The sequence below is a fragment of the Pseudomonas baltica genome, assembly GCF_031880315.1.
GTDB lineage: Bacteria > Pseudomonadota > Gammaproteobacteria > Pseudomonadales > Pseudomonadaceae > Aquipseudomonas.
This window is the reverse complement of the sequence record NZ_CP134771.1, coordinates 171,660-195,844: the sequence shown is the minus strand read 5'-3', so window position 1 is coordinate 195,844 and position 24,185 is coordinate 171,660. Positions and strand designations below refer to the sequence as shown.

Genomic DNA, 24,185 nt, shown 5'->3' with positions numbered 1-24,185 from the left:
CTTGTCGGAATTAGCTGTCAGCTCGACCAAAAGCTTGTTCCGCACTGACAGCGACATGCAGAAAGTGCTTAACGCCCAGGCGGCGTTCGATCCTAAAGCCATTGAAAAAACCACGCCGGACGAAGCCCGTAAACAGCCTACTGTGGCTGATGGCGTAAAGCGGGTACTGGCCGACCAGAAGCGTGACAGCAGCCCCACAGCACTGGTCCCGGGCGTGGCAACCCATGAGATCACCGTAGCCGGTGCTGCAGGGAACTTGCCAGCAACCGTCTATACCCCTGTTGGTAACGGACCATTCCCGGTAGTGCTGTATTTCCACGGCGGCGGTTGGGTTATCGCGGACCGCACCGTGTATGACGGTGGCGCCCGCGGCCTGGCCAAGCAGGCCAATGCTATCGTGGTGTCAGTGGACTACCGTCGCGCGCCTGAATATAAATTCCCGGCAGCCCATTTAGACGCTGTTGCTGCCTACCGCTGGCTCACTACCAACGCTGCTAGCATTGGCGGAGACCCCAAACGCCTAGCGTTGGCCGGCGAAAGCGCCGGCGGCAATCTGGCGCTCGCCACTGCTGTGGCAGCACGCGATCAGGGTCTGACCTCGCCCAAGAGTGTGATTGCTGTGTACCCAGTGGGGCAGACCACGACCAACACCGAGTCGTACTTGAAGTACGCTGACGCCAAGCCACTCAATCGCCCCATGATGCTTTGGTTCGCGGCCAATGTGACCAAAAGCTCTGCCGATGTGAAGGATCCACGTTTGGATCTTGTGCACGCCAACCTTCACGGTCTGCCGCCAGTGACTCTGATCAACGCCGAGATCGACCCGCTGCGTGATGACGGTGCGCAACTGGAGCAGGCGTTGCGAAACCAGGGTGTAAGCGTGGAGCGCAAGCTGTATGACGGCGTGACCCACGAGTTTTTCGGCACCGCTGCGGTGGTGGAAAAGGCTCAGGAAGCACAAGCCTATGCCGGCGCTCGCCTGAAGGCAGCATTCTAACCAGCCCTCTGGCTGCTGCGATGTCAAACCGTAGCAGCCAGTACCTTGGCTTACAGCTGGGTCAAATCGTAGCTACCGTATTAATCGCCTCTGGTTTCATATCGAAGAACTTGCGCCTCGCATGGGCCGTGCAGCCGATCTCGGTTACGCCAAGTACAAAACTGGCCTTCTAACCACCAAAATCATCACAGACAAACTTGCCATTCCACGAGCCTAGGAAGTTTCGCGCATGTTCACCGGCGCGGCTGGGGCTGAAGACGTGTGCGCGAAATGCCATCAGAACCATCACTCCGAGCAGCGTTTTTCCTCCATCCCCAGCCTGAAGGCCGCTCCTTTTATTAGCAAATATACTGTTGCATCGGATGCCAAATAGAGAACTTAATCGCCGGATCAATTAGTAGGTGATTCTCATGTTCAGCGCACCAACCTACTCGGCCGGGACTCCTTAGCCTAGATGTGCGGTGTGCGAATGGGCCGCGAGGTGGCACATCGTGCCTGATCTGCCCATTTGGCACGAGTACTTCACTCCTCAGGTGAAAGGTATGTTGAACTAAGTTTATGGCATGTAGATCATTAGGTTAATTGATAACCTAAAGGATCTTTCCATGATCAAGACACTTCCCTTACCTTCACTCTTGGTAGTAACGCTTGGCTTGACCGGCTGTGACAAGACGTCTGAAGACCATACGCAAGATGCCAACAAGCATCAACAAGCGTCCGAGCAGAAACAGGTTGAGGGTAAGCCCGGGGAAGCCGCCGATGAGAAGGCTCAAGCAGATAGGGACTATGCTGAGGCTCATGAGGCCCGAGCTACTGAAGATCGCCATCAGGCGCCTTCGTCAGCTGTGCCTGAGTATATCAAAGCGCCAGAGAAAAACTGATCGCGAGGATATCGCTCACGTTAGCAACCCAGAGGCCGTGTCGCGCGCGATGGACATGATAGGTGCCATCGGCACGCTACTCGATTGGGCTGCCCAATACAACGCGGCCCAAGCGCGGGTGGAAAGTAGCGTGTGTTCCAATGGCCTCTATTAATATTTCACTTTGTAGGTCGGTGAGTCCTCCGGCCGGTTCTGCCGCCGATCGTAGATCTTGGTGGTGCTGATGTTGGCATGACCCAGCCAGGCCTGGACCTTGGCGATGTCTGCTTCGTGCTCCAGGGCATTGGTCGCGGCCGTCGCCCTGAGCCCGTGCACGCCCAGCCCAGCCACCTGAATCCCCGCTTCCTGGCGTAGGCCTCGACCACGGTATAGATGCCGTTGGCCGAAACGCCGGCACCGGTCGATCGGCCGCGCAGCGGCTTGAACATCGGTACCTTCTTGTCGTCCAGATGGTGCCCCGAGCGCTCCAGGTACAGATGGATGCGCCCGGCCGCCACCGGGTGCAGGGGCAGGTAGCGGATCTTGCCGCCCTTGCCGTGGATCTTCAGGTGCTGGATGCCGCGGCGCTCCTGGATGTCGCTCACCTGCAGCAGCGCCGCTTCTTCGCGGCGCAGGCCGTGGTAGAGCAGCACGGCCAGAATGGCTCGATCGCGCAGACCCTTGAGCGTGGATTCATCCGGCGCCTCGAGCAGGGCCTTGGCCTGGTAATCGCCCAGGGCAGGGGTCTTGCCTTCGTTGCTTTCGATCTTCGGTCGTTTGACGCCGTGCACGGGGTTGCCGCCGGCGACCGCGTTGTTTTCCAGGAGGTGATCGAAGAGGCTGGCCAATGCCGCCAGTTTGCGTCGGATGGTGGCACCGGCCAGGCCGCGTTTTTCCAAATCGGCGCGCCAGGCCAACACGTGCGATCGGGTGACTACGCGAAACTCGTCCGCCGAGGCCAGACCGACGAATCGACAAAAGTCTTCCAGGTCATTTTGATAGGCACGACGAGTGCGCGGGTTGTCCAGGTTGGCAAACCACTCGACTGCGGCTGGCACCCGAGCCAAATTCTGAAATTCGACTGCCGTGAGCCTGCGTTGGTCGTGGTTATCGGCTTTCGTCACTTCCTGCATGTATAGCCCTCAATCGGATCATCGGCGATCACGCATCGCCATTTAAGTCACTGAAGCGACGCTATTGTCCGTCATCGTGTGCAATCCCGGAAAAGTCGCAATAATTGGTGATAACCTATTCGATCAACAATTATCCGAAATCAGTCGAGCCCGGCTGTTTTGAAGAATACAGCCGACGCCACACGGTCTCTTACAAGGGAAGCTGAGAGTCGAGTGTCTGTTGAGTGACCATCTGATTCAGGACGCTAACTAATCCCCCGAGCTGCGTCGATTTTCCCCGCTATGCGTATGGCTGCGGAGAGTTCTGAGCACTCCATCATTTGCATTTCCTGCCAACGCTGTGCTTTTTCCTCTGGCTCAGTCATGGCCAGCGCGAGGTACAAGCTCGGTGGGACGACTCTGAACAGAGTCTCGACTTTCTTCGACAAAATCACCCCTTCGGTGTACTTGCCGGATTCCTTGCTAGCAGACAGCAGTAGTGATTTTTGTGCGGCCGTCAGTTTCTTGAAGCGCGCAATCTCTTCAATCTCCGCTGGGGGCATATTTAGGCATACCCACCATTCGATCATGTTGAGCATCGTCTGTGCGGCATTCGGAAAGTCCGCGAGATTCTGTGTGGCCAGCCAGAACCAGGCCCCAAGCTTGCGCCACATTTTGGTCCCCTTCACCACGAACGGGGCGAGGAGCGGATTCTTGGTGATGATGTGCCCCTCGTCAGTCACCATTATGATCGGGCGGCCAAGGTATTGGTCACGCTCGGCGAGGTTATTCACCGTGTTCATTAGACTGATGTAACTGATCGACATCTGTGCCTCGTAGCCCTCCCGTGCATAGGTGGCGAGGTCGACGATGGTCACATCGCTCTCGGACCACGGTGTGCCTTCGCGGTCAAACAGCTCACCTTCGAATCCCTGACAGAACAGATCGATGGATTCAGCCATCTCCTGAGCTCGGTCACGGCGTTTGTCAGGCAAGTGCGTGTTGCCGGCAACGTGTTGCAACGCATCACGGATATGCCGCGTTCTGACAGATGTCCGGGTGACCAGGCAAGCCCTCGCTGCATCCAGAATGCATTCACGGATAAGACTACGATCGGCGCGGGTGAGCCGAGCATCCTCTTTGGCTTCACCGCCTGTGATCATTAGCCGCGCGGTGATCTCAAGTTCGCCCAGGACATCGCGTTGTTCATCGCTGTCATCTTCAGCTTCATCCAGATCCTCAACTGCCAGAGAGGCCACCTTGTGCGGTTCCTCGACCAGGCGCCGCGCATCAGCGAAAGGCGCCAGGCTGACGCCGGTACCAGGCTTGAGCTGTATCTTGTTGACCGATAGGCCGAGGGTCGCAAAGTAATCACCCTGCAGCCCAAAGGAATTTCCCGCCTCAACAATAAACAGCCGCGGGCGGTAAATTGCCATGGCCTGCATCAGCAGCGAAACGAGGGTCGCCGACTTACCAGAGCCTGTGGGGCCGAACAGCAGCAGATGGGCGTTCATGGCACGGTCGTGGCGTGACAACGGGTCCACGGTCAGTGGTGCGCCGCCGCGATTGAAGAAGCTCATGCCTGGGTTGCCGGTACCAATGCTACGGCCCCACAGGGGCAGCAGATTGGCCAGGTGCTGGGCAAACATCAGCCGGGTATACCAATTGCGTTTGTCCTGGATGGGGTTATAGCTCATGGGCAGCCAGCGCAGATAGCTGTTACAGGCGGCCACCTCGTCACCTTCGCGCACAGGTTGAAGCCCACCCGCCAGTAATACGTTAGCCGCCTGAATCGATCGCTGATGCAGTTCGCGATCGTCTTTACCTCGAAGGTAGAGCGCCAGCGTTCCCCGGTAGAGTTTGTGTTGCCGGCCGATGATCGCACGCGCTTGTTCAACGTCCTGTCGCGTCTGAGTGGAGGCGAGGTTCTCGCCAATGGCCTTGTGAGACAGGCGATTGAGCTGTTCTTCAAGTACGTCCTGCGGCGTCACCACCATGGTCAAACTCATGATGGTGTCTTCGGGCAATTGATCGAAGAGCGCGTTCAAGGCCTCACCTTTGCGGGTTTCGCCGGTGATCTGGCCGATGTGTGGCGGCTTGCGAAGTTTGTCCACCACCATGACCCGGTGGGGCTGATTGTCGAAGTACCACCGCCCGTGATTCACATCGGACCGAGGTTCGTTGTAGAACAATCGCTCGGTGAAGTCATGATCGAAGGGCAATTCCAGGGATTCGCTGTCAGACGTCTCGGGATAGGGGACACGGGCGTAGAAGTCAGCGGGCGTCTCATCGGTCAGCGTCGGTGCAGGATTGAACCAAGGCAGAAGCCAGGCGTAGAAAGCTTTACCGTCCACACGCCGTGGTGCAACACTGCAGGCCTGCAGTGATGCAGATATGCGCTCGCAGGCGCGCTCCAGAGATGCGACAGGCGATCCTGTGTCATCGTCTGAGCTCTGCACGCGGCGGTAGATCACCAAGCGAACGCGACGATTGCTGCCTCGCCATGGCAGGTGCGAGACAGCCGTGTCCTCGAACAATCCTCCGGATTTGGCAATCGCCTTGAGATGTTGCCGGGTCAGTTCAAGGTAGGCTTCGGTGAAGGCTGTTCCGCGGGCGCTCGGCTGGATGTAATCCGACAGCCTTTGCAGGTACGGCGAGAAGTCGCTGTCGTCCTGGCAAAAGAACTGCACCACCCATGGCGCACGATCCAGCTCCTCGAAGCTGTCCTGCAGGGCGTCTTCGAGGGCATCACGCGCGGTCATTAGCCATTCTGGTTCTCGCCCCTCTGTGCCAATGGGCGTCAGCTCGAACGCGGTACCGACGGAGCGGTTGTCGTCGAGCAAAAAGCATTGGCCTTCTTCGAGGTATTCCACCCAAGGAAGGTGGTCCGTGAAGCTGGGGTTATGCTCATAGAACTTTGACTCGTCGTCCTGGGTGGCGCGCCGACGTTGGTCATCGCGCCAGGGCTTCCAGAAGGGCCGAGCACCCGCTTGATCCTCCGCCATCACAGGTCATCCACGCGTTCGCCGGGCTGCGCATACTGCACCGTCCGATAGAGTGGAAACACCGTCGAGTACCCCGGCACCGGCGCCTGCTCGGAGCCGCTCAGGTGCGGATAGACATAGAGGACCAGGTCCGGATTGGGCAGTCGAGGGAATAGATTGTAAATCTCGGTTTGAGCTGCGCGGGTGTAACTGGCCTGCTCACCGGCATTTGAGGAAGGATCCACCAGCGGGCGTCTTAGCGCGCTGCGTGCGTTGAACAACTGCTGCTGGGTGCCGACAGATCCGGCATTGTTCCAGATATCCATCATGGTCTGCTCTCCGTGGGGCAGCATGGCTTCCTTGTCGGTAGAGCATCCAGCCAAAAATACCAGCAGCAGGCTAGTCGAGATCCAGTGACGAAACCGATGTGCTTTCATGGTTCACCCTCCGGCCCTTGGGCTCGTAGTCGATTGCGATCTCATGGTCCAGGTGCAGCGCCACCTTGGCCGACGGCGGCACATAAACCGCGGCAAAGGCTTCGCCATAGAGCTTGTTGACCCACTCGCGAATATCACTGATGCCGCCGCTGAGCACCGAGTTCAAAGCGCTGTTGCCGTTGCTCTGAGACATGCCCAGCGCCGTGCTGCCCGAGCTGATCACACTGGTGCTGTTCTGCTCGTTGCTCAATACCGAAGCCAGTCCGGCGCCGGCGGCGGTGATCAGGCTCTGGCTGCCCAGATATTGCTGCGCGTTGGAGCGGCGCTCGCCGGCGATGCAGGGGATGCCATAAGGATCCGACAGAAAGCCCAGGCCGCCGCGAATCTTTTCGGTGCTGCTGGACTGTGTTGCGGCCGTGTTGCGGTTGACCACTGCTTGCGGCTGCGGGACGGTGCGTACGGTGCCGTCGTGGAAGACGAAGGTAATCGACTCGACCTGTCCGCGTACGCATGAAAGTGTCCAATCACCCGAAGCCGTCCCGCTCATGACCGCCCCTGCCACGTCGGGCAGATCGATGCCATTAGCGGTGAGGTTCTCCGGACCGACCAGCACCTTGAAGGGGTAGGGGTCGTTGACGGTACCGTCCACTGGCACTCGGCCGATCAGTGCTGTCATCGCCACCGACCCCATGAGGGTCGAGTTTTCTGGGATGGTGTAGACGGGGCGGGCCCCCTCGGTGCGGTCGGCCTTGCCGTCCAGATCGCGCTCGCCCTTCGAGCTGGCGCGGAGTTGTTTTTGGCTACGATCGATGGCGTTGTCTTTCAGCCCGTCTAGCTTGAACTGCGAGGGAAGGTTGGACAGCACAATTGGGCCCTCGCTGGGCTTCGCAGAAGCGGCTCTGTCCGAGGGTTCGACCCAGCGCATGGCATCGTTCTCGCTGTCCGCTGACTTGAATCGGTCCCCATCGCCGGGTTCCAGGCCGAATCCCACTGGCAGATCATCGTTCTTTCCCCCCAATCCGGAGAGTTGATCCTTCAACTGGAACAACAAGGACTTGGCCTCGCGGTTGTCCTGCTCGGCTTTCTGGCGTGCCGCATCGGCTTGCTTGCGCTCCTCGCTGACCTGCTGCGTCACGCTGCCGAGTGCTGATTGAATACGGGTATCGATGCTCCCTTCGCGTGTGCGCAGACGATTGTTCTCCGATTGCAGGGAGTCGTTGCTTTTCTTCAGTGACAGCATCTCGGTGCGCATCGCTTTGACCTGTCCCACCAGCGTTGCGACCGTGTCGCGGGGGGTGTCACCGGCGATGCCCAGGGACTTCGCTTGGTCGGCGGTCAGTTGCACCGGCTCCGCTTCCGCTGAGACGGTAGACCTGGAGGTTGGGGCATCGCTGACCCAGGAGCGGAGAATAATCAGCACCACGGCCACCAGGGCGCCCGGTACGAGCCACTTAAGCAGTGCGTTAGCCTTCATGGTCGTCACCTACAGGCGGGGTCGGTGGCAGCAGAACGGCTTGATCCAGGCCACCGCCGCGCGTAACCAGATAGGCGACGGTGGTGTCTTCGGCGGTTCCGGATCGACCCAGTGTCGAGTGTTGGAAAGCAGCACCGAACAATTCAGCTTGCAGTTCGCGAGGATCCAGCTCGATAACCTGAAGGCTTAGATTCTTGAACTTCACGGCGGTTACCCAGAAGTCATCGAGTCGCCAGGCGGACAGTGGGGTGATCACAACGTGTTGGGTGGGAAGCAAATGGCGCAAATCGGTAGGGACCTTCAACGCCATACGTCGAACGCCGGGAAGCGGTTCGACTGTGCGCAAGGGCGCATACAAGTTTTGGGCGGCGTAACGGGTCAGGGCGACGGGAACGGGCGTACGCTGCGGTTGACGTTCGGATCTACCTGTTTCATCGGCCTCAGTGGTCGAAGATGTGGTCGCGATTTGAATGGGTTCCAAAGCGCGCTCGCCGGGTTGAGCGTCCACATCCAGCAAAATGATTTCGCCGGTGCTGATCGATTGCAGTTGGAGCCGCGTCGGCCCGATCGAGTCAGACGGCAGCAGATACACCGTGCCTCCGATCGACTGCACTCGCAGCTTGCCGGCAATGCCCCCCGGCAGGCCGACTCGGACGTCCTGGTCGACAAAGATAATGCGTTCCTGTCCAACGATCAGGGGTACGGCGATCGGTAGGCGGTCCCAGTGTTTGACCTCGACGGCCTGGGCGCCAGTGCTGATCCCCAGGCACAGCGCTAGCACAGTGCGCCACGAATGTGGGCTCATGAATCACCTCCCGGCAATATCAGCTTCTGTGGTGTGCCTTGGTAGCAGTCGAGCGCCAGGCCCCACTTGTTCCGCTCCGGATCAATGTCAAAGCGGATGACCCGCAATGGATAACGCACCACAACGCGCTTTACCGGTTCCGCGGCGTAATACTCGTCGGCGTTCAGATCCAGTTTCACCAGCCAGGAATCTGCATCGAGTTGGGCGACACGCAACTCGGGGTCGTCGCTGTACCCGCGGCCCAGTACTTCATACACGCCGCGGACCCGATCGCGCAGTTCGCCGGCGGCCTTGCGAAACTCGAAGTCGCCTTCCAGAAATGTTCTGCACGAAGGGGTCAGATAGGACTGCAGGGCATAGATGGCGCGTTGATAATCAGCTTCGCCATCGGTGGGCCAACGGTTGAGCTGGCCGAAGATGTACAGCGCAAACGAATAGATGTTCTCGGGAGGCACGTCCCACCATTTGCGCGTGCTGCCTGAGCGCAGGTCCGGCGGCACATGTACCGTCAGCGAGGTCGGCGCAGACTGCCAGCCATACCACAGGCCGGCGCACACGAGGGTCAGCGCAATCACCCCCATGCGTAGACTGATGATATGGGCCTGCTGGGCATCCACCTTGTTGCGGAATCGGCTCATGGTCTGGGTCCTCGCAGGCGGCGCGTACGGCGAACCGTCCAAGGGCCGGAATGGATTACCAGTGCCTCCCGGCCGATGTGCCAACGAATTGCCAACTGCCATTGCAGGTTGCGGTACAGCCAGGTCTCAGGGCGCGCACGCTTGGCGCGGCGCAGCAGGGTGCCGCTGACCAAGAGGATGATCGCCATGCCGACGATCATTCCCGTAGGCGCCACGGCGATCGACGCCGTGACGATCGCCAGCGGCACGCCGAATACAAGGCCGATCGCTGCGCCGGCACCCAACGACACCCACATTTCGTCGTTGGTGAGCCCGCGCAGTACGGCAGGATCGCGGTTCAATCGCTCTGGCAGGAAGCTCAAGGTGCCATCTGCCAGGCGAGCGATATGGTCACTCATGTGGGCCTCACAGAATGGTGGCGGCTTTGTCGAGGAACCAGAGAATGATCACCACCAACAGAGCGCCGATCCCGACCACCGCGCCCAGATCCTTCCAGGTCTTGCGCTGGTTTTGCACATCGGCGTAGACCGTCAGGGAGTGCCAGGCGACCCCCAGAAAGGCCAGAACGGCAATGAGCAGCCCGATCATGATGCCGCCGTCATAGGCGTAGTTCTTGATGGTCTCGATCAGGCCGCCGCCTTCGCCGCGAGAGGGCGCTTCCATGGCGGGCAACTCGGCCAACGCCATACCCGGCCCCAAAATCAGGACCAGACCGAAAGCCTGCTGCTTGGCTTGTGTGTAGCGGGATTTGATCAGCGCAGTGTTGAGGACGGTGGGGATCATGGCATTACCTCCAGGGTATCAGGACAGCGTGAAGAACATCAGGACCAACAATGCGACCGAAACACGGGCGGCGCTGCCGCCCAGTGCCCCGAAACTCACATGACCCGCTGCCCAGCCTCGGTAGCCGGTCCACAACGCCCAGCTACTCCAAAGCAGCGCGATCACCAGCGTCAGCGAGATCCAGAGCGCAGAGCTCAGTTGCGGGGTATAGCCTGCGGCGCCCTGAAAAGCGGCGGTTTGTGCATCGCTCATGCTCATGGCGATGACTCGCGGGCGGGCTCGGTGGCGTAGTCGCCGATCAGTTCGGTGGGATCTGCAGGTTGGGCACGGCGAGGGGATAGATAGTCCTGGAGGCCTGCCTCGATACGCCGAAGATCCTGGCGAAACCGGGAGTAATCAAATCGGTAGCGCGCACTCGAGGTCGACGATTGGTCGGCACGCTGCGCGATCTGATTGATCGCTCGGATTTGCTGAATGATGAGATCCAGCTCTGCGCGTTCATCGCCGGCATACGCCATCGCATTGAGCGATGCCATCGCAACGAGGCTGAGCAGCACGGTTCGGGGCTTCAGAGCAGGCATGAGACTGATCTCAGAGAGGACTGAGATCTAGGGTGTTTGAATGATGCTCGGCGATCATTCATTTAATCGAATAGAGAGGTATCACATTGGCAGCGAGCTAATGGAGCGTGCTCTTGGGGCTGTAGCTGGCCACCATGCGATGAAGTATGTCGATTGGATCTTCCTGCACGAGCTCGAGTAGCTGTCTTAGCTCTTTCAACGCCAACCGATTGTTAGGATCCTGACGTAACCACGCCGCAAGTGATTTGAGCGGCTGGCGCTGGCTGGGGGCCTGCAACACTTGATCATATAGACGCATGGCGACACCTCGCATGGAGTCGGTCACACAATCAAGTTCGTCTTCCATTCAGTTTACCTTTTTGGCATCGCTCGTTGCCTGCTTAGAGCGAATCTTGATGTGAGTCCTGCGAACGATTTTGCCATCGGAGCCGCGAATTTTATAAAGAATATCGTCACGGAGCAGGTAGGTGGTATCGGGCATCGCAAGGACAATGATACCGCCTATGAATCCGCTCTCTGTCCATACTTCCTGCTCGACCGCCAGCGCACCTACGCTGTCTGGATTGACCTTTAACTGGGCAGCGACCTGACTCAATGTCTTCTGCTTCATCGGGTCGTAGGCAAACCAGTAGGGCCCAGTCAGCAGGAAGAACAGCACCATCGACAGCGACCACGACAACAACAGTTGGAGAAGTGCATGTAGACCATTCATAAAGCGTAATACGAGTGCGGCGATCGGCATGGCTAGCCCGGACGCGGTAGCAGCCACGGCGAGCTGCCCGGAAAATGTCATATTCAGGAACCCGATATACCCGAAGGCAAGCAGGTCGGATACGGAGAAAGAGACCTCGGTTCTACTGATTTCAAAAGGGTCCAGGACCCCGACATAACGCATATACCCCAAGGCCACCAATGCCGTGTTTGCGAACGCGACCATGACAGCGACTAGTTTGAAGAACTGGTCCCAGGTCAGGAATTTTATCGATGGATTCTTCTCGGGAGCACGGGCTCGCTCATTCGCTGCTGGCTTGGATTCAGCGATGATGGTGGGAGCATTGATCAGCTCCACTCGGATGGGGTCGTTTCGCTTCCAAAACATTCAAGGCTCCTTAGCATAACTCTACAGCTCCATGGTATCCACGACTGAAAAAGCTGCCGCCCTGACGTCGATGCTCGCAATAAGTAACCAGAGACAGTCGCACTTCGCGGATGCCAATTTATAACCCGTACGTGGCCAAGTTTGAAGTCACAAATACTTTTTAAACGTGGAGGCAGTAATTGCCACCATGACGCCTAGCATGCTTGCACAGGGGGCCAATACCCATAGCGGGTTCACGCTGATTGGCAAAGACAGATAGATAATCCAAGGCAGGATCATCAGCGGAACGAGAGATCGTTTGGCCCGGTGGTAGATGAAGCTACTTTCGCGTCCGGCACCGAACTTTCTCAAGTCCCGGCGCATCAGTCCGTCGACCAAGCCGGTCAGTGTCGCGAGCAAGAACAGTGGCGTCGCCAGGCTCAGCACGGCCAGGCGCACCGCAAAGGTCATTGTCGTGTAAACCGCGGCTAGGATGTAGTCCTTGGTGAACACATATGCGCCACCGACCCACGCCCAGAAGCCATCGGATTGCCCGATCTCGCTGGCGCGAGCATCCAGGCGCGCTAGCCCGGTTCCCTCGATGAGCCACTCCTCTAGAAGGGTTAAAACCTTCAGCGTCGCGGCTCCAGGCTGCTCAACAATGAGCGAATTCTTGAAGTGGCTGCTGAGCCACGCGAGCTCGCTGTCGAGCATTGCATAACTGTGGTACCAGCCTTGCTCCGGCCAGAACCAGATCAGCCCTATGTATTCCATGATGATCGACGCCAGCAGGGACATGAAGAGCAGTCCGATGACCTTCAGCACGCCGGCAATGAACGACAGGATCAGGCCAGGACGTTGCTGCGGTGGGGCCTGCCGCGGTGGATCGGCGCTCATATCACTAGCCGCTTGCATAGGGACATTGCAATACCGCTATCCACGGCGACGTCCTGGCGGGGGTTGTTCTGGGTCATAGTCCACCGTCGGACCGCCGCCGCTGGCGGTCCACCACTTGTTCGCGTGGGCGTTGTAGGCCGCACGCATGCGGGTGGCAAGCTCCTGCAGGTCCTTGGGCATGGCATCGTCATCCGCCGGTTTGGGCAGGGGCATCCGCACCTTCCAGAGCTGTCCGCCTTCCTGGAAGGAAAACATTTGGCCCTTGGGCAGACTGACAATGTGCGCGGGCTCGATCAGCGGTACGGCAGTGGTGCTGACGCGATCCTGGGAGGAGGACGTGAAGTCGGTATGGGCATCAGGGTCAGCGGTATCGGTGGCCCCCGAGACCAGGGTGCGTGTCTGCACATTGACCTTGGGCAGTTGGTGCGTGAGCAGCTCGGCGGTCGCGGTCTCGCGCACACGAAGCATCTGCAGCGTGTTGAAATTGCCGATGACCTGACCAGCCTTGGCGCGATTGCCTATCCTGGCTTCGATATCGCTCAAGGTTTGGGTATAGGCTGTCACCTGAATACCGGCGCCACCGCCCTTGTTGATCAGCGGAATGAACTCGTCGCCCATCAGCTCGTTGAACTCATCGGCGTGCAGATTGATCGGGAGTTTTTGCCCGGAGGCATCGGCACCGGGGAGTCCATGGTCGACGCCATGTTTGTAGATATGACCTGCGACCGACACCAGGTCGGCGAACATGGAGTTGCCGACTGCCGCGGCCACTTCGGCGTCGGTGAGGGCATCCAGGCCCACGTAAACGATGCCGCGTTTGCGGATGATCTGCATCCAATCGAAGATTGGCCGCGGATCTTCCAGGTCGGTGTAGTTGGGGGCCAGCAACTGCGCGGTCTTGCCGCTGGTGAGCTTTTCCAGCAATGGCAGCAGGGAAGCCACGATCTTGTCGAAGTAGGTGCGGTCATAGCGTACCGCCGAGCGCAGACCATCCATGACGGGATCGAAGATGCGCTTGGCGGCCAGGTATTGCTCGATGGCGACCACACGCTTTTCGCGCCCGACCATGTGCCGCGGGATGTTCTTCTCATTGAGCTTGCCCTCGATCTGCACAATGGCCTCCCAGGCACTGGCATCATGCCGGGCAAAGAACTGCTGGGCGTATTCGATGAACAAGGCGTCGATGTTCACCACGTGCCGCTGGATCTGCAAATAGTCCGGCCTTCGGCCCAGCTCGACCAGCGCACGGGCGATGATGTTGACAAAGCGCCAGGCAAACTCGCGAAACGCCGCGGAGTTGCCTTCGCCGCTCAGTTGGCCAGCGATACGAGTGGCCACTTCAGAGATGCGGCCGAAACGACCGACTGCGTTGTAGCGCGCGGAGATGTCTGGCCAGCCCAGGTGAAAGACATAGAATTCCTTTTCACGACCGGCCCTGCGCGACTCGACGTACATACGCTTGAGCAAATCGGCATCGCCTTTGGGATCGAACACGATCACCACTTCGGGCGCTTTTCGGTGGATATCCTGGGTGATGTACACCTCTGCCAATCGCGTCTTGCCGACCCGGGTAGTGCCCAGAACCAAGGTGTGTCCAACGCGTTCACCCAGCGGTAGGCTGACTTCGGTTTCGTTGGGTTCGACCCCATGCAGCAGCGGCGAGCCGCCCACCGGCGGCAGCGGTCTGACGGGGTTGAGGGCGCTGTCCCAGGCAGTGGCGCGGCCCAGCAGGGTAAGCGGATAGGGCGCCCATTCCAGGCGCCTTTCGAGGTGCCTGGCCATGCGATGGGGCAACGATTGGTTCACGTAACGGGCGACGTCCGGATCCTGAGCTTCGACCAGGCGCTGTGTGTGCAGGCGGGTCCAGCGAAAGCCCCTGCCCATGAACAGCCGTTTACGGCTCACCGGTATTTGGCGGCTGGTCAGCTCGTAGCGGGGCAGGCGCCGGATATTGCGGCGGTAGCGCAGCACCATGCGCGCCTCATTGAGCCGCTTGAGGCCGAAGGCTGTGTAGGCCATGGCCATTCCGGCGCCAACCTCCGGAGAGAGCGCGACAGCCCAAGGGGAGTGCAGGCACAGCGCAGCGGCCCCACCGCAGACCGCCACGGTGTAGAGCTCGACGGCGGGGCGTAGCAACGACTCCATCACGTGATCGGCCATGACGGGTACCTTACTGTTCCAGGGCAGTGGAGGTGATCAGTACCGGGTAATGGGAGAGCTGTAATCGCTCGGCGATGTCATCGCCATTCACCGGCATGACGGTGAGCTCGGGTACCAGCGACTGGATGTGCTGCAGAGAGCCAGCGTCAGTCACGTCCACCACGAGTCCGGCGGCGTCTAGCTCCGTCAGGCGTTCGGCATTGGCGGTTAACCATTCCAGCGAGCTCGCCTCCTCCCCGACCAGGAAAAATGGCTTGAGGCCAGGCATTTTCAGCGCTCTGGCTTCAACAGGGCCTGGGCTCAGCTTGGGGCTGCTTACCGGCAGGATCCATTGAAGTCCCGAAGGGAGGGGCATGTCGGTATGGATGATCGACGGCGATACCGGGTTGAGCTTTCGGGTATGGTCCTGGGCCGCTGCGGGTGCAGCGCACAGCGCAGCGATACCCAGAGACAGCAAAAGGCGATTGAGGTCATGTCCAATCATGGTGAGGATTCCAATGTGGGAGAAGTCGAGGCCTGTAACTGCTGCAGCTGCTGCCGAAACTGGGCGCGGTAGCGCGCGGCGATCGCGCCACCGGCTGGGCGGTGGTAGCGGCCGGCAGCCTGGACCCAATCGCCGGTCAGATCGTAGTGCTCGCGCAGTAGCGTCGCGGTCACGATGAGGTTTTGCTGCGGATCCAGGGCGGCACATGGGGATGAATAGCGTGCGCCGTTATGGCCCAGGTTGGTTTGCCCCAGGCCGACATCAATACGTTTGAGATCGTGTTGCCTCGCAGCCTTGTGTATCCCTTGGCAGGCTGCATTCCGGGTGGGATAGCGTTGCCCCTGGCCGGCAATGTTCAGTGTCCAGGGCCAGGGGATGCGCTGACCGCGAAGCAGCGTCCCGCTCTCCTGCAGCGCCACCGCGAACAGCACGGTCGCCGGGACGCCGGCGCGCTCCGCGGCGAGTTGGTAAGCCGGCGGCGGGATGCTCTCGGCGAGCACCAGCCGCACCGGCAGCAGCACGACCAGCCAGGCTATTCGATGCGCTGCCATTGGCCATCGACCTGTTCGAAGCGGGCGGGGAGCGAGCCATAGGCACCGAGGCTGAACCAGCGACCGCGGTCATGATTGAGGGTGATCTGCCGACGTTGAACATTGGCTGGGACAATCCCAGCTGCTTTGGCCCAGCGCCGCACTGAGTCATCGTCGCCGTCGCTACCTACCAGATACAGATCAAACGCCGTACCTTGGTCCTGCAGGCGTTTCGCCGCGCTCAGGCAGCTGTCGCAATCGTCTTTGACGAAGAGCGCGCTGCGAGTGGCGGTTTGAGAGGCGGTACTGGCAGTGGTCGCCATGCCCTGGATTGGCATAAAATCGGGGTACAGCTTGGTCCACGCCTGCGTGTAGGCCTTCTGATAGGCCAGCTCGCGTTCGGCACGCTTGGCCTCAAGGCGAACCTGCAGCTCAGCATAGCGCTGGCGTTCCTGGTCCGTCTCAGCTTCGACGCCGAGGGTCGTCAGAGGATCGAGTTGCGGGCTCCAGTAGCGGCGCGGACCCGTTTGCAGGGATTCGAATTTGGCCCACTCCTGTTCGGTGAGCCCCCATATCTCCTGGGAGTGCTGGGCTGAAGTCCGCAATGCTGGCCGCTCAGGTGCAGTGTGGTCTGCGGTCGAGATGTCAGGGGCGGCCAGGGTCAGGTGGCAGAAACAGCCCATCGACCAGGCGGATAACGACACGAAGGTTTTAATGGCGCCTCCCTATGGAATGGGCAGGGTTTGAGCCTGGCCGGCGATCGAGAACACGGCAGTGCTCGTGTTCAGGTTGTCCAATCGCCATCCACCAAAGGTCTCCCCAGTTTGAATCAGGCGTACCGAACTAAGCGTTCTGTCGCCCAGTGGCAGGAGCGACAGAAAGCGCTCTGGCCCGCGAAGCTCGCTGCCCATGATCGAGAAGGGGGGCGTTGGCGGTTGTGGGCGTGGGACGGTCGGCGACTTGCTTGAAACGCTGGCGGGTTTCGCCTTCGGCTGAGGCGCCGCTTGCAGACGGACTTGAGCCAGTTGCTCCTCGATGAGCGAGACCCGTAGCTCCAAGGGCTGCAGCTCGAGATTGGCAGTTGGTGCCTGCTTGGCGACCCTAAGGGATTCGATGTCGCTGGCCAGTTGGACTGTCTGCTTACCGTGCTCGGTTTGTGTCGAGGCCAGCTTGGATAACGTGCTACGCAGTTGCGCGATGGCGGTATTAGTCGAGCCTTGCTTGTCGTTCAGCTCACGCCATTGGCGTTGGTACTCGGAGACCGTCATTTCGTTTTGCGGTTTGGCCTGCAACGCTTGTAGCTGCCGATGCTGATTAACGGCCACCGCCGCCAGTCCCGACGTGCACAGGCACAGGACGCCGACAACCAGCGCCTGAAAGGAAGTCGATTTCATGGCTGGCCCTCGGCTGGTAGCGATAGGTCGTTGATAACGACCTGCCGCTGGGTAAAACACACGGTGCGAAGCACCGGATCGGTCTGCAATTGCCAGGCCTCGCCCCCCAACACGTCCAAGGCGTCCATCAGCGAGATGGGCCCCAGCTGGTAGTGCACTGACGGCAGGGGACGACTGAACAGCGTCTGGACCCCAGGGGTAGCGGCGCATAGGGAGTACCCGGATCGTTGCAGGACGAAGTGCAAGGCATCGGCGACCGTGGCGTTTAGCGTCGGCGCGATATGGACGTCGATGATCTGAAGCAATGGATCACGTTGTTCCACGGTTGGCTGGGTGCTCACCAGGCCGTAGCGCCCTTGGGCGATTTCCGGAGCTGACTTCGGCTTTAGGCTGGGATTGGTAGCGCTGGATAACGCATGCGCGGCCGTCTTGGACAGAGGCGTAGCGTCAGTGCGGGCGGTGGTACACCCCGCGAATGCGAGGGCCAACGCGAGACTGATGGGAAGATTCAGGTTCATGATGAACTCTCGGCATTTGCGAGGGGTAACCATGGCAGTCAGGATGACGCTGCACTTACCAGAAACCCGAATTCAACCTGGCCACTTTTCCGAGCTACGGGAAGCGATAGCCTCAGGTGGTTGCCGGTGCGCCACGCAGAAAAAAAGCGCCCGTATCAAGGGCGCCTTTGGTTCAATCATCAGGAAAAATAGGTAATCCAGGCACTGCTGCAGCGTCAGGATCAAGGAACAAAAACCGCACATCGGCCTCACCTGCCAGCATCAGAATCCTGATCAGCGCCTCGGGCACACCTTCGCTGCGCAGGCGCGCTTCGACATCGCTACTGTTGGCATCGAACGAACGTCGAGAAGGATTTGCCGACCACGGAGTCGAGTAGAGCTTGAACCCGACCGCGGTACTGCCCGGCAGGCTGAAGCACTCGAAGTAGCCCATCGATCGCCCGCTGCTGGCCGGAAAGCAAAAAGTCCATAGGTCCGGCTGAGGCACGTGGGCACTGCTGATTTCCCAACAGCGGCTGTAGTGGCCGGTCTCAAACGCCATCTGCAGGATCGCCGATTGCGCAGCAGCCTCGGTGGGGAAATCCCCAAGGTGCACAGCGCTACCGAAATGGTCAGCCGTTACCTGGTAGATCACTGCCGCGACGGTGCCTTCGGACATGCATTGCGCTTCCAGATCAGGGTCTGGCTTTGGATCAGTACCGACCCATACCATGTCGTCGTTGAAACGGCAGGCAAGGTGCTCGATGTGCTCGTCGCTCAGATGAAGCTGTGACGGGTGCAGCGTGCGGTAGCAGGGCGGCTGCTTGTCGTCGTAGATGATCATCAGCACGCGTTCGCTGACCATGGCCAGGTAGCCACGGGCGAAAGGGTTTGCAGGTGTGTTGTTCATGCTCGGGTTCTCCACAAGGTGAGGAGGACCCAGCCCCAAGGGGGAAAGGCCCCCAAGGGATGTGAGTTGATAGTCAGATGTTCAGCAGCTTCAGCACGTGCGGTAGCCAGCGAGTGGGGATGATGCGGGCCTGGAGATGGTCTGCCTGACGCCGCAGGTTGTTTGCGGTGCTGTGGTTGTCCCAACGATCTTCGTCGATGGCATCTGCCAGCAGGCGCCCTATTTGCGCTTCGGCTAAGAGCAATTCGTCACCGGTGCAGTAGGGCGGCAACCAAGTCAGCGTGGACTGCCTGACGAGGCCTGACAGCACGGTTTGACCGCCGCGATCCTGAACCGAGATACGCTCCGGCCGAAAGTCCAGCACCGCATCGCCGAACAAGCCAGCGTTGCCCGAGACCAGATAATGCAGGGCCTTGAGCAGGCACTGCTCGAGCAAGCCGCACTGGGCGAGCTCGATTGTCAGCGGCATCCAGAAGGTGTGAGAAAAGCCATCATCATCAGCGAGTTCTGCTTGGCCGTGGGCGAGCACCCGGAACTGACGTTCGAAGATGTCCTGGCGCAGGGCTGTTCCAGCGAGATAGGGGTTGTGAACGAAAGCGACGCCATCGAAGTGCTGTACATGAAGGTTCATGCTGTCTCTCCAAGGTTATCGAAAAACCGGGAGAGTCCGCCCGATGGGAAGGTTACTCCCCGGTCGGGTCTGGGTCAGTGCGAGAGCGAGAGGGCTTGCAGCGCGTGAGGTATCCCGTGTTCGGCGATCATTCTGCCTTGCCACTCTTCGGCCTCGGTGCGCAGTTGCCGGGCGGCCTCGTGCAGACCGTCGTGGGTGTGCACTTGTGCCCGATGCAACAGATCCTGAGCGGTCAGTCTGGCGTACATCCGTTCGGTTCGAGTCACACAGGGCGATAGCCACTCGATGCTTGCTTCACGGACAACGCCCGACAGCACGGTGCGGCGCTGCAGGTCGACGATGTTGACCTGGTGGATTCTGACATCCACCGCGCACGCCTGTTCTAATGCACGCAGCCCAAATGCGTCGCTAAACAGGCAATCGTGAGCGATCGCCATGCCCTCGGTGATCAGGCCGCAGTAGCCCAGTACCACCAGCGTTCGTTCCTGAAAGGCCTGAGAGCAAAAGCTGCTTTTGGAAAAGATCATCTCGCCGTGATCCATCACCACGAATTGAAGCTCGAGCACGTCGCTTCGCAGCAGGGTGTCGGGTGCGTACGGGTTTGCCACAAACTGGACACCCGCAAGATCATTGATGGACAGTTCCATGGTGATTCTCCTGTTTCGGTTGAGTGAAACCGGAGTCACCGCCTCCCCTGCGGGGAGGAGATTTTCCCCGGCAGGGAGAAGCGTTTGCGAGTGAAGTCAGAGCCAACCCATCTCGGCGAGCGACACGGGTTTTCCCTCACCCTCCACGAAGTGATCCAGAACGCGAACTTCCACCAAGGCCAGGGCATTCTTGAGCTGTGCGGTGAGGTTGCGATCGGCCTGGCTGGGTTCGGGACACCCCGAAGGATGGTTGTGAGCGAAAATGACGGCGGCGGCATTGCAGGCCAAGGCGCGAATCACGATCTCTCGCGGGTACACGCTGGCGCTGTCGATGCTGCCGAAGAACAGTTTTTCAAAACTCAGGGTCCGATGGCGTGCGTCCAGACAGACCATGGCGAAGACCTCCTGGTGATGCCCGACCAGTTGTAGCTTCAGGTAGTCAGCCACCGCAGTCGGACTGAACAGGCATTCACCACGGGTGAAGTAACGCCGATCCAGCAGGTTGAGCGCTTCGGCAATCATTTGGTCTTCTGCACCGCGCCGGGTGACATCGGTACCGTCGATCAAGGTGAGGGGAGCGTACATGGTGTGATCCTCTAGTCGCAAAGGGGCACACCCCAAGGGTGTGATGGCCCCTGATGGGTTGGGTGAAAGAGCTTTGGATTTCAGTAATCACAATCGGGTGAAACGGTGGCGGGCGCCGTGAAGTGAGCAGTGACACGCATCACAGGGTGACGTGGAAAAGTCGTCGATGCCTAGGCCGGTCTCCGAGTCGAAATCAGCGCTCAGGGGCATCAGTTCTCGAACGCACGCACGGACTGCGGTCATGCGCTGCTCGACTTCCTCATCGGTGTAATACAAAGACAGCGCGCTGAAGTCGTCATAGGCGACGGCAAACAGGCAGGTTTGGCAGAGCCAGAAGGATTCCATCGGAGCCTCCTGCGGTGGAAGAAAAGGCGCTCGGGGGAGAGCGCCTATTGCGGGATAGCGGACGGATCAGGCGGTTTGCCGTGCCTGCGATTCGTCCTGATGCTGTGCGTGATCTGCATCAGCGGTGGGTTGCTCAGCATCCGCGGCAACGGGTGTGCGGGCCGGGGCCTTGTACACCAAGGTGCCATCGACCTTGATCCACTCGATGAAGATCAAGCGGCCTTTGAGACTGGCGCCGGGTTGACCCTGGCGTTCGCCTTTTTCGTAGATGAACGCATCGGTCCACAGATCACCGATACGAAAACCCAAGAGGACTTTGCGTTCGGCCTGGACGTTGGCCATGTGTTGGCGGATCAGCTTTTCGGCTTCGCCACCGGCGACCTTGCAGTCGAAACGGGTGTATTCCACGTCATCGCTGGCGCCATGGAGGGCAGCGATATCACAGGCCATGAACGGCTGGCCGCGACGAACCGTGACTTCACGCACGCGGTTCAGATAGCCGATGCCTTGGGTGTGCAGGTTGAAGTAGCTGCTAGCTTGGGTTTGGTTTTGGGTAGTGGACTGAGTCATGGTGAATCTCCTGTTTGCAAGAAACGCGGAAACCCACCGTCCCGGCGGGAGGTGAATTCCGCAGGGGGATGACAAGTGGGCCCAGAAGGGCTGAGAAAACAATCAGCGCTCATCACCGACGAATCGATGACCGTGCGAGCTGCCGAACGCGAATCGCACTTGGGAGAACCACCATCGAAATGGCGCAGCCTTGAAGGTTCAAGCTGCCTGGGCGCTGTCATCGACAGCAAGTGCAGCCCATCTATAAAACGCGATCGATGCGACGTCAACAGCCGACCGAACAGAGGCTGTTGGCCCAGATTCGAGTGGCACACAGTGGAAACGTCGCGGGCGAAAAATAGCCCGACGGTCATCGGGCTGGGGACAAAAAGGGACCACCTTTGGCCAATCGCGACAACGTCGCTCCTCGTGACAAGCACACGTTGGCAGGACCTGACCAACCGACCCTTGTCGTGGCCTGGGTCGGAATTTTCTGGCACGCATCCGCGCACAAAAGGCGCCCAGTGTTGCGCCGGCGGGCACCGGAGCTGATCGTCATCGCCGAAGCGAATGACCCCTGCGGCCTGGTGAAAAGCGGCACGGGTCATTCGCTGCAACGATTTGCAGGGCAGTGAAGGGCAACCAGGTTGCAGGAAAAAGCGGCTCCGAACTCATGGAGTCCGACCGAGCTGCCCGGAGCGAATCGGTCTTGGCTCGCCAATGGCGAAGGGCGTCCTCACTACAACAGCCCCGACCAGACCCGTCAAGTGCACGGTGAGGGTCACGGTCCCTTGGATTTGGGCTTCGACACCTTGGGCTTGGCCAACGGCTTGGTGCCCTTGCAGTCGGGATAACGCGAGCACGACCAGAAGGTGCCGGTCCGCCCGGTGCGTTTGCGCATCACCGTCTTGCAGATCGGACAGCCCGGGCCGCGCGCCGTCGGCACGTTGAGCTTGAGTGTCGCGTGGTGCTTGATGAGTTGGCTGAGCCACTCGCCCTGCTTGAAGAGAAAGGCGTCCACGGTCAGCCGGCCGGTTTCGATATGCTCCAGCGCCTGCTCCCACAATGCCGTCATCACGGGATCTGCGACTTCTGGCGGCACGGCTTCGATGAGCGTGTGACCGGCGGACGAGGCCGACAGGCTGCGCTTCTTTTGCACCAGGTAACCATGGTCGATCAGCCCCTGCAGGATCGAGGCCCGGGTGGCTTCGGTGCCGATACCGATGCTGTCCTTGAGGCGCTGGCGCAGGCGCGGATCCTCGATCTGATTGGCGATGGATTTCATGGCCCTGATCAGGGTGCCATCGGTGTAGGGTTTGGGCGGTTGTGTGGTGCGGGCATCGACTTTGGCCGAGCACACGGTCATGGCATGGCCTTCGTGCAACGCGGGCAGCGCCTGTGAAGCGTCAGCCTGGCCAGTGGGGTCGGCTTCGTTGATCCAGGGCTTCCAGCCAGGTACCAGAATCTGCTTGCCCGTGGACTTGAAGGTTTCGCCGGCCCCGATGAACAGTGCTTCTGTCTTGAGGTACTCGTGCAGCGCGCAGAACTGCGCCAGGTACCGGGCGCGGATCAACGCGTACACCGCACGTTCACGCGGGGGCAGGCTGTCGATCCGGAACGCCACGGCGGTCGGGATAATGCCGTGGTGGGCGGAGATCTTGGCGGTGTTCCAGGCGCGCGAGCGCACGGACAGGTTCAGGTCCTGAAGCCGATCCCGAAGCGCCGGATCGGCTTGAGTGAGCGCCTCGAGCACGGCTGGCGCGTCGTCGATCATGGTCTCAGGCAGGTAGCCGCAGTCGCTTCGAGGATAGCTGGTGACCTTGTGGGTCTCGTACAAGGCCTGGGCGCATTCCAGTGTTTCCTGAGCACCCAGGCCGAGCCGGGCCGAGCAGATTTCCTGCAGCGTGCCCAGGTCGAACGGTAGCGGGGCGGACTCCCGTACCCGCTCGGTTTCGACACTGTCGGTGTGCACCTGTGCGGCCTCGAGCACTCTCATCAGCACCTGTTGGGCGGCGCTTTGTTGGGTACAACGGCCTTGGTCATCACAGACCGTAGGGGGCGGTTGCCAGCGAGCCTGAAAATCTGCGGCCCCTGCGGCCAGGCGAATATCCAGCGTCCAGTACGGCTGCGCCACGAAGCTCGCGATGGCCCGATCGCGGGCTACCACCAGCTTCAGTGTCGGCGTCTGTACGCGCCCCACTGGCAGAACTCCGTCATAACCCGCGCGGCGCCCAAGCAGGGTGAACAATCGACTGAGGTTGATGCCCACCAGCCAGTCGGCCCGCGAACGGGCCAAGGCCGAGTGATACAACGGCAAGGTTTCCGCACCGGGCTTGAGCGCCGCAAGCGCCTGTCGGATCGAGGCATCGTTGAGCGCCGACAACCACAGGCGCTGCACCGGCCCGCAGTAGCCTTCCAGTTCCAGGATCTCGCGCGCGATCATCTCGCCTTCGCGATCGGCGTCGGTGGCGATGACCACCTCGTGGCACCGCCCCAGCAAGCCGCGAATGACCTTGAGTTGGGAAGCGACCTTGGGCTTTGGCAGCACCTTCCACTGCTGGGGCAGGATCGGCAGGTCTTCCAGGGCCCAGCGCTTGAGGTGGCTGCCGTAGGTTTCAGGTGGCGCAGTCTCCAGGAGGTGCCCGACACACCAGGTGACAGTGACCCGTTCGCCCACCAGGCAGCCTTCGGCACGCCGGCCGGCCTGCAACACGCGGGCGATGTCGCGCGCCTGGGAGGGCTTTTCGCAGATGAACAACTGCATGGCTTCGCTCCAGTCGGATGACTGAAGCAGGGTGACGCTCAGA

Annotated in this window: 27 protein-coding genes and 2 pseudogenes; 2 read left to right on the top strand and 27 right to left on the bottom strand. The window is 60.1% G+C overall.

Annotated elements, in window-relative coordinates; all coding sequences use genetic code 11:
- The first annotated feature begins 1 nt into the window (after position 1).
- Positions 2 to 997, top strand: a complete 996-nt coding sequence (locus REH34_RS00945; protein WP_311970422.1) for an alpha/beta hydrolase — start codon at positions 2 to 4, stop codon at positions 995 to 997.
- A 97-nt stretch (positions 998 to 1,094) separates the two neighbouring features.
- On the opposite strand, the pseudogene REH34_RS00940 reads toward REH34_RS00945, so the two are convergent.
- Positions 1,095 to 1,253, bottom strand: a pseudogene (locus tag REH34_RS00940) (transposase); the annotation flags it as partial.
- Positions 1,254 to 1,602: 349 nt separating this feature from the next.
- Here REH34_RS00940 and REH34_RS00935 point away from each other — a divergent pair.
- Positions 1,603 to 1,878, top strand: a complete 276-nt coding sequence (locus tag REH34_RS00935) for a hypothetical protein (protein ID WP_311970421.1) — start codon at positions 1,603 to 1,605, stop codon at positions 1,876 to 1,878.
- A gap of 150 nt (positions 1,879 to 2,028) precedes the next feature.
- Here REH34_RS00935 and REH34_RS00930 read toward each other — a convergent pair.
- The 26 genes and pseudogenes from REH34_RS00930 to REH34_RS00805 all read right to left on the bottom strand — a co-directional run bounded on the left by REH34_RS00930 (position 2,029) and on the right by REH34_RS00805 (position 24,142).
- Positions 2,029 to 2,990 (bottom strand): annotated as a pseudogene (locus REH34_RS00930) (tyrosine-type recombinase/integrase).
- Between the two features lie 245 nt (positions 2,991 to 3,235).
- Complete coding sequence (locus REH34_RS00925) at positions 3,236 to 5,974, bottom strand: conjugative transfer ATPase (RefSeq protein WP_311970419.1); 2,739 nt, start codon at positions 5,972 to 5,974, stop codon at positions 3,236 to 3,238.
- Entirely contained in the window at positions 5,974 to 6,390 is a 417-nt protein-coding gene (locus tag REH34_RS00920) for a TIGR03751 family conjugal transfer lipoprotein (protein ID WP_311970418.1), read from the bottom strand. The genes REH34_RS00925 and REH34_RS00920 overlap by 1 nt, the downstream gene beginning before the upstream one ends.
- Positions 6,353 to 7,864 (bottom strand): TIGR03752 family integrating conjugative element protein, encoded by a 1,512-nt coding sequence (locus REH34_RS00915; RefSeq protein WP_311970417.1) that lies wholly within the window; start codon positions 7,862 to 7,864, stop codon positions 6,353 to 6,355. Before REH34_RS00915 ends, REH34_RS00920 begins: the two co-directional genes overlap by 38 nt.
- Positions 7,854 to 8,669 carry a TIGR03749 family integrating conjugative element protein gene (locus tag REH34_RS00910; protein WP_311970416.1) on the bottom strand — a complete coding sequence of 272 codons (816 nt, stop codon included), beginning with the start codon at positions 8,667 to 8,669 and terminating at the stop codon, positions 7,854 to 7,856. The genes REH34_RS00915 and REH34_RS00910 overlap by 11 nt, the downstream gene beginning before the upstream one ends.
- On the bottom strand, positions 8,666 to 9,307 hold the full coding sequence (locus REH34_RS00905; protein ID WP_004407564.1) for a PFL_4703 family integrating conjugative element protein: 642 nt from the start codon (positions 9,305 to 9,307) through the stop codon (positions 8,666 to 8,668). The genes REH34_RS00910 and REH34_RS00905 overlap by 4 nt, the downstream gene beginning before the upstream one ends.
- Positions 9,304 to 9,705, bottom strand: a complete 402-nt coding sequence (locus tag REH34_RS00900) for a TIGR03750 family conjugal transfer protein (RefSeq protein ID WP_311970415.1) — start codon at positions 9,703 to 9,705, stop codon at positions 9,304 to 9,306. Before REH34_RS00900 ends, REH34_RS00905 begins: the two co-directional genes overlap by 4 nt.
- A 7-nt stretch (positions 9,706 to 9,712) precedes the next feature.
- Positions 9,713 to 10,090: a TIGR03745 family integrating conjugative element membrane protein gene (locus REH34_RS00895; protein ID WP_236470415.1), complete on the bottom strand. Its 378-nt coding sequence runs from the start codon at positions 10,088 to 10,090 to the stop codon at positions 9,713 to 9,715.
- 18 nt (positions 10,091 to 10,108) lie between these two features.
- Complete coding sequence (locus REH34_RS00890) at positions 10,109 to 10,348, bottom strand: TIGR03758 family integrating conjugative element protein (protein ID WP_311970414.1); 240 nt, start codon at positions 10,346 to 10,348, stop codon at positions 10,109 to 10,111.
- Positions 10,345 to 10,671, bottom strand: coding sequence for an RAQPRD family integrative conjugative element protein (locus REH34_RS00885; protein ID WP_311970413.1), 327 nt, complete (start codon positions 10,669 to 10,671; stop codon positions 10,345 to 10,347). Before REH34_RS00885 ends, REH34_RS00890 begins: the two co-directional genes overlap by 4 nt.
- Positions 10,672 to 10,768: 97 nt before the next feature.
- A complete protein-coding gene (locus tag REH34_RS00880) occupies positions 10,769 to 11,017 on the bottom strand; it encodes a hypothetical protein (protein ID WP_311970412.1) in 249 nt (82 codons plus the stop codon).
- A complete protein-coding gene (locus REH34_RS00875; protein WP_311970411.1) occupies positions 11,018 to 11,770 on the bottom strand; it encodes a hypothetical protein in 753 nt (250 codons plus the stop codon).
- 147 nt (positions 11,771 to 11,917) lie between these two features.
- A complete protein-coding gene (locus tag REH34_RS00870; RefSeq protein WP_311970410.1) occupies positions 11,918 to 12,646 on the bottom strand; it encodes a TIGR03747 family integrating conjugative element membrane protein in 729 nt (242 codons plus the stop codon).
- Positions 12,647 to 12,682: 36 nt separating this feature from the next.
- Positions 12,683 to 14,806 (bottom strand): type IV conjugative transfer system coupling protein TraD, encoded by a 2,124-nt coding sequence (gene traD, locus REH34_RS00865; protein WP_311970409.1) that lies wholly within the window; start codon positions 14,804 to 14,806, stop codon positions 12,683 to 12,685.
- A 10-nt stretch (positions 14,807 to 14,816) separates the two neighbouring features.
- The gene (locus REH34_RS00860) at positions 14,817 to 15,290 is read right to left on the bottom strand and encodes an integrating conjugative element protein (protein WP_311970408.1); all 474 of its coding nucleotides are present in this window, start codon (positions 15,288 to 15,290) and stop codon (positions 14,817 to 14,819) included.
- Complete coding sequence (locus tag REH34_RS00855; protein ID WP_311970407.1) at positions 15,287 to 15,841, bottom strand: transglycosylase SLT domain-containing protein; 555 nt, start codon at positions 15,839 to 15,841, stop codon at positions 15,287 to 15,289. The genes REH34_RS00860 and REH34_RS00855 overlap by 4 nt, the downstream gene beginning before the upstream one ends.
- A complete protein-coding gene (locus REH34_RS00850; RefSeq protein WP_409373363.1) occupies positions 15,823 to 16,503 on the bottom strand; it encodes a TIGR03759 family integrating conjugative element protein in 681 nt (226 codons plus the stop codon). Before REH34_RS00850 ends, REH34_RS00855 begins: the two co-directional genes overlap by 19 nt.
- Before the next feature lie 42 nt (positions 16,504 to 16,545).
- Positions 16,546 to 17,214 (bottom strand): hypothetical protein, encoded by a 669-nt coding sequence (locus REH34_RS00845; RefSeq protein ID WP_311970406.1) that lies wholly within the window; start codon positions 17,212 to 17,214, stop codon positions 16,546 to 16,548.
- Positions 17,211 to 17,732 carry a PilL N-terminal domain-containing protein gene (locus REH34_RS00840; protein WP_311970405.1) on the bottom strand — a complete coding sequence of 174 codons (522 nt, stop codon included), beginning with the start codon at positions 17,730 to 17,732 and terminating at the stop codon, positions 17,211 to 17,213. The genes REH34_RS00845 and REH34_RS00840 overlap by 4 nt, the downstream gene beginning before the upstream one ends.
- Positions 17,733 to 17,904: 172 nt before the next feature.
- Entirely contained in the window at positions 17,905 to 18,621 is a 717-nt protein-coding gene (locus REH34_RS00835) for a hypothetical protein (RefSeq protein ID WP_311970404.1), read from the bottom strand.
- 73 nt (positions 18,622 to 18,694) lie between these two features.
- Positions 18,695 to 19,252: a hypothetical protein gene (locus tag REH34_RS00830; protein WP_311970403.1), complete on the bottom strand. Its 558-nt coding sequence runs from the start codon at positions 19,250 to 19,252 to the stop codon at positions 18,695 to 18,697.
- A gap of 74 nt (positions 19,253 to 19,326) precedes the next feature.
- Positions 19,327 to 19,899: a hypothetical protein gene (locus REH34_RS00825; protein ID WP_311970402.1), complete on the bottom strand. Its 573-nt coding sequence runs from the start codon at positions 19,897 to 19,899 to the stop codon at positions 19,327 to 19,329.
- A gap of 96 nt (positions 19,900 to 19,995) precedes the next feature.
- Positions 19,996 to 20,484, bottom strand: a complete 489-nt coding sequence (gene radC / locus REH34_RS00820) for a RadC family protein (RefSeq protein WP_311970401.1) — start codon at positions 20,482 to 20,484, stop codon at positions 19,996 to 19,998.
- 87 nt (positions 20,485 to 20,571) lie between these two features.
- Positions 20,572 to 20,829: a hypothetical protein gene (locus REH34_RS00815; protein ID WP_311970400.1), complete on the bottom strand. Its 258-nt coding sequence runs from the start codon at positions 20,827 to 20,829 to the stop codon at positions 20,572 to 20,574.
- A gap of 66 nt (positions 20,830 to 20,895) precedes the next feature.
- On the bottom strand, positions 20,896 to 21,399 hold the full coding sequence (locus REH34_RS00810) for an STY4534 family ICE replication protein (protein WP_311970399.1): 504 nt from the start codon (positions 21,397 to 21,399) through the stop codon (positions 20,896 to 20,898).
- 760 nt (positions 21,400 to 22,159) lie between these two features.
- Positions 22,160 to 24,142, bottom strand: coding sequence for a DNA topoisomerase III (locus tag REH34_RS00805; RefSeq protein ID WP_311970398.1), 1,983 nt, complete (start codon positions 24,140 to 24,142; stop codon positions 22,160 to 22,162).
- Between the last annotated feature and the right edge of the window lie 43 nt (positions 24,143 to 24,185).

What these genes read in the sequence shown, in the direction of transcription:
- REH34_RS00880 (WP_311970412.1), bottom strand. Translation starts at nt 11,017, where the DNA reads ATGGAAGACGAACTTGATTGTGTGACCGACTCCATGCGAGGTGTCGCC.
- REH34_RS00805 (WP_311970398.1), bottom strand. Translation starts at nt 24,142, where the DNA reads ATGCAGTTGTTCATCTGCGAAAAGCCCTCCCAGGCGCGCGACATCGCC.
- REH34_RS00915 (WP_311970417.1), bottom strand. Translation starts at nt 7,864, where the DNA reads ATGAAGGCTAACGCACTGCTTAAGTGGCTCGTACCGGGCGCCCTGGTG.
- REH34_RS00850 (WP_409373363.1), bottom strand. Translation starts at nt 16,503, where the DNA reads ATGGGCTGTTTCTGCCACCTGACCCTGGCCGCCCCTGACATCTCGACC.
- REH34_RS00830 (WP_311970403.1), bottom strand. Translation starts at nt 19,252, where the DNA reads ATGAACCTTCATGTACAGCACTTCGATGGCGTCGCTTTCGTTCACAAC.
- REH34_RS00835 (WP_311970404.1), bottom strand. Translation starts at nt 18,621, where the DNA reads ATGAACAACACACCTGCAAACCCTTTCGCCCGTGGCTACCTGGCCATG.
- REH34_RS00870 (WP_311970410.1), bottom strand. Translation starts at nt 12,646, where the DNA reads ATGAGCGCCGATCCACCGCGGCAGGCCCCACCGCAGCAACGTCCTGGC.
- REH34_RS00890 (WP_311970414.1), bottom strand. Translation starts at nt 10,348, where the DNA reads ATGAGCATGAGCGATGCACAAACCGCCGCTTTTCAGGGCGCCGCAGGC.
- REH34_RS00925 (WP_311970419.1), bottom strand. Translation starts at nt 5,974, where the DNA reads ATGGCGGAGGATCAAGCGGGTGCTCGGCCCTTCTGGAAGCCCTGGCGC.
- radC (WP_311970401.1), bottom strand. Translation starts at nt 20,484, where the DNA reads ATGTACGCTCCCCTCACCTTGATCGACGGTACCGATGTCACCCGGCGC.
- REH34_RS00885 (WP_311970413.1), bottom strand. Translation starts at nt 10,671, where the DNA reads ATGCCTGCTCTGAAGCCCCGAACCGTGCTGCTCAGCCTCGTTGCGATG.
- REH34_RS00855 (WP_311970407.1), bottom strand. Translation starts at nt 15,841, where the DNA reads ATGGCAGCGCATCGAATAGCCTGGCTGGTCGTGCTGCTGCCGGTGCGG.
- REH34_RS00905 (WP_004407564.1), bottom strand. Translation starts at nt 9,307, where the DNA reads ATGAGCCGATTCCGCAACAAGGTGGATGCCCAGCAGGCCCATATCATC.
- REH34_RS00895 (WP_236470415.1), bottom strand. Translation starts at nt 10,090, where the DNA reads ATGATCCCCACCGTCCTCAACACTGCGCTGATCAAATCCCGCTACACA.
- traD (WP_311970409.1), bottom strand. Translation starts at nt 14,806, where the DNA reads ATGGCCGATCACGTGATGGAGTCGTTGCTACGCCCCGCCGTCGAGCTC.
- REH34_RS00920 (WP_311970418.1), bottom strand. Translation starts at nt 6,390, where the DNA reads ATGAAAGCACATCGGTTTCGTCACTGGATCTCGACTAGCCTGCTGCTG.
- REH34_RS00935 (WP_311970421.1), top strand. Translation starts at nt 1,603, where the DNA reads ATGATCAAGACACTTCCCTTACCTTCACTCTTGGTAGTAACGCTTGGC.
- REH34_RS00910 (WP_311970416.1), bottom strand. Translation starts at nt 8,669, where the DNA reads ATGAGCCCACATTCGTGGCGCACTGTGCTAGCGCTGTGCCTGGGGATC.
- REH34_RS00825 (WP_311970402.1), bottom strand. Translation starts at nt 19,899, where the DNA reads ATGGAACTGTCCATCAATGATCTTGCGGGTGTCCAGTTTGTGGCAAAC.
- REH34_RS00860 (WP_311970408.1), bottom strand. Translation starts at nt 15,290, where the DNA reads ATGATTGGACATGACCTCAATCGCCTTTTGCTGTCTCTGGGTATCGCT.
- REH34_RS00845 (WP_311970406.1), bottom strand. Translation starts at nt 17,214, where the DNA reads ATGAAATCGACTTCCTTTCAGGCGCTGGTTGTCGGCGTCCTGTGCCTG.
- REH34_RS00875 (WP_311970411.1), bottom strand. Translation starts at nt 11,770, where the DNA reads ATGTTTTGGAAGCGAAACGACCCCATCCGAGTGGAGCTGATCAATGCT.
- REH34_RS00810 (WP_311970399.1), bottom strand. Translation starts at nt 21,399, where the DNA reads ATGACTCAGTCCACTACCCAAAACCAAACCCAAGCTAGCAGCTACTTC.
- REH34_RS00815 (WP_311970400.1), bottom strand. Translation starts at nt 20,829, where the DNA reads ATGGAATCCTTCTGGCTCTGCCAAACCTGCCTGTTTGCCGTCGCCTAT.
- REH34_RS00840 (WP_311970405.1), bottom strand. Translation starts at nt 17,732, where the DNA reads ATGAACCTGAATCTTCCCATCAGTCTCGCGTTGGCCCTCGCATTCGCG.
- REH34_RS00900 (WP_311970415.1), bottom strand. Translation starts at nt 9,705, where the DNA reads ATGAGTGACCATATCGCTCGCCTGGCAGATGGCACCTTGAGCTTCCTG.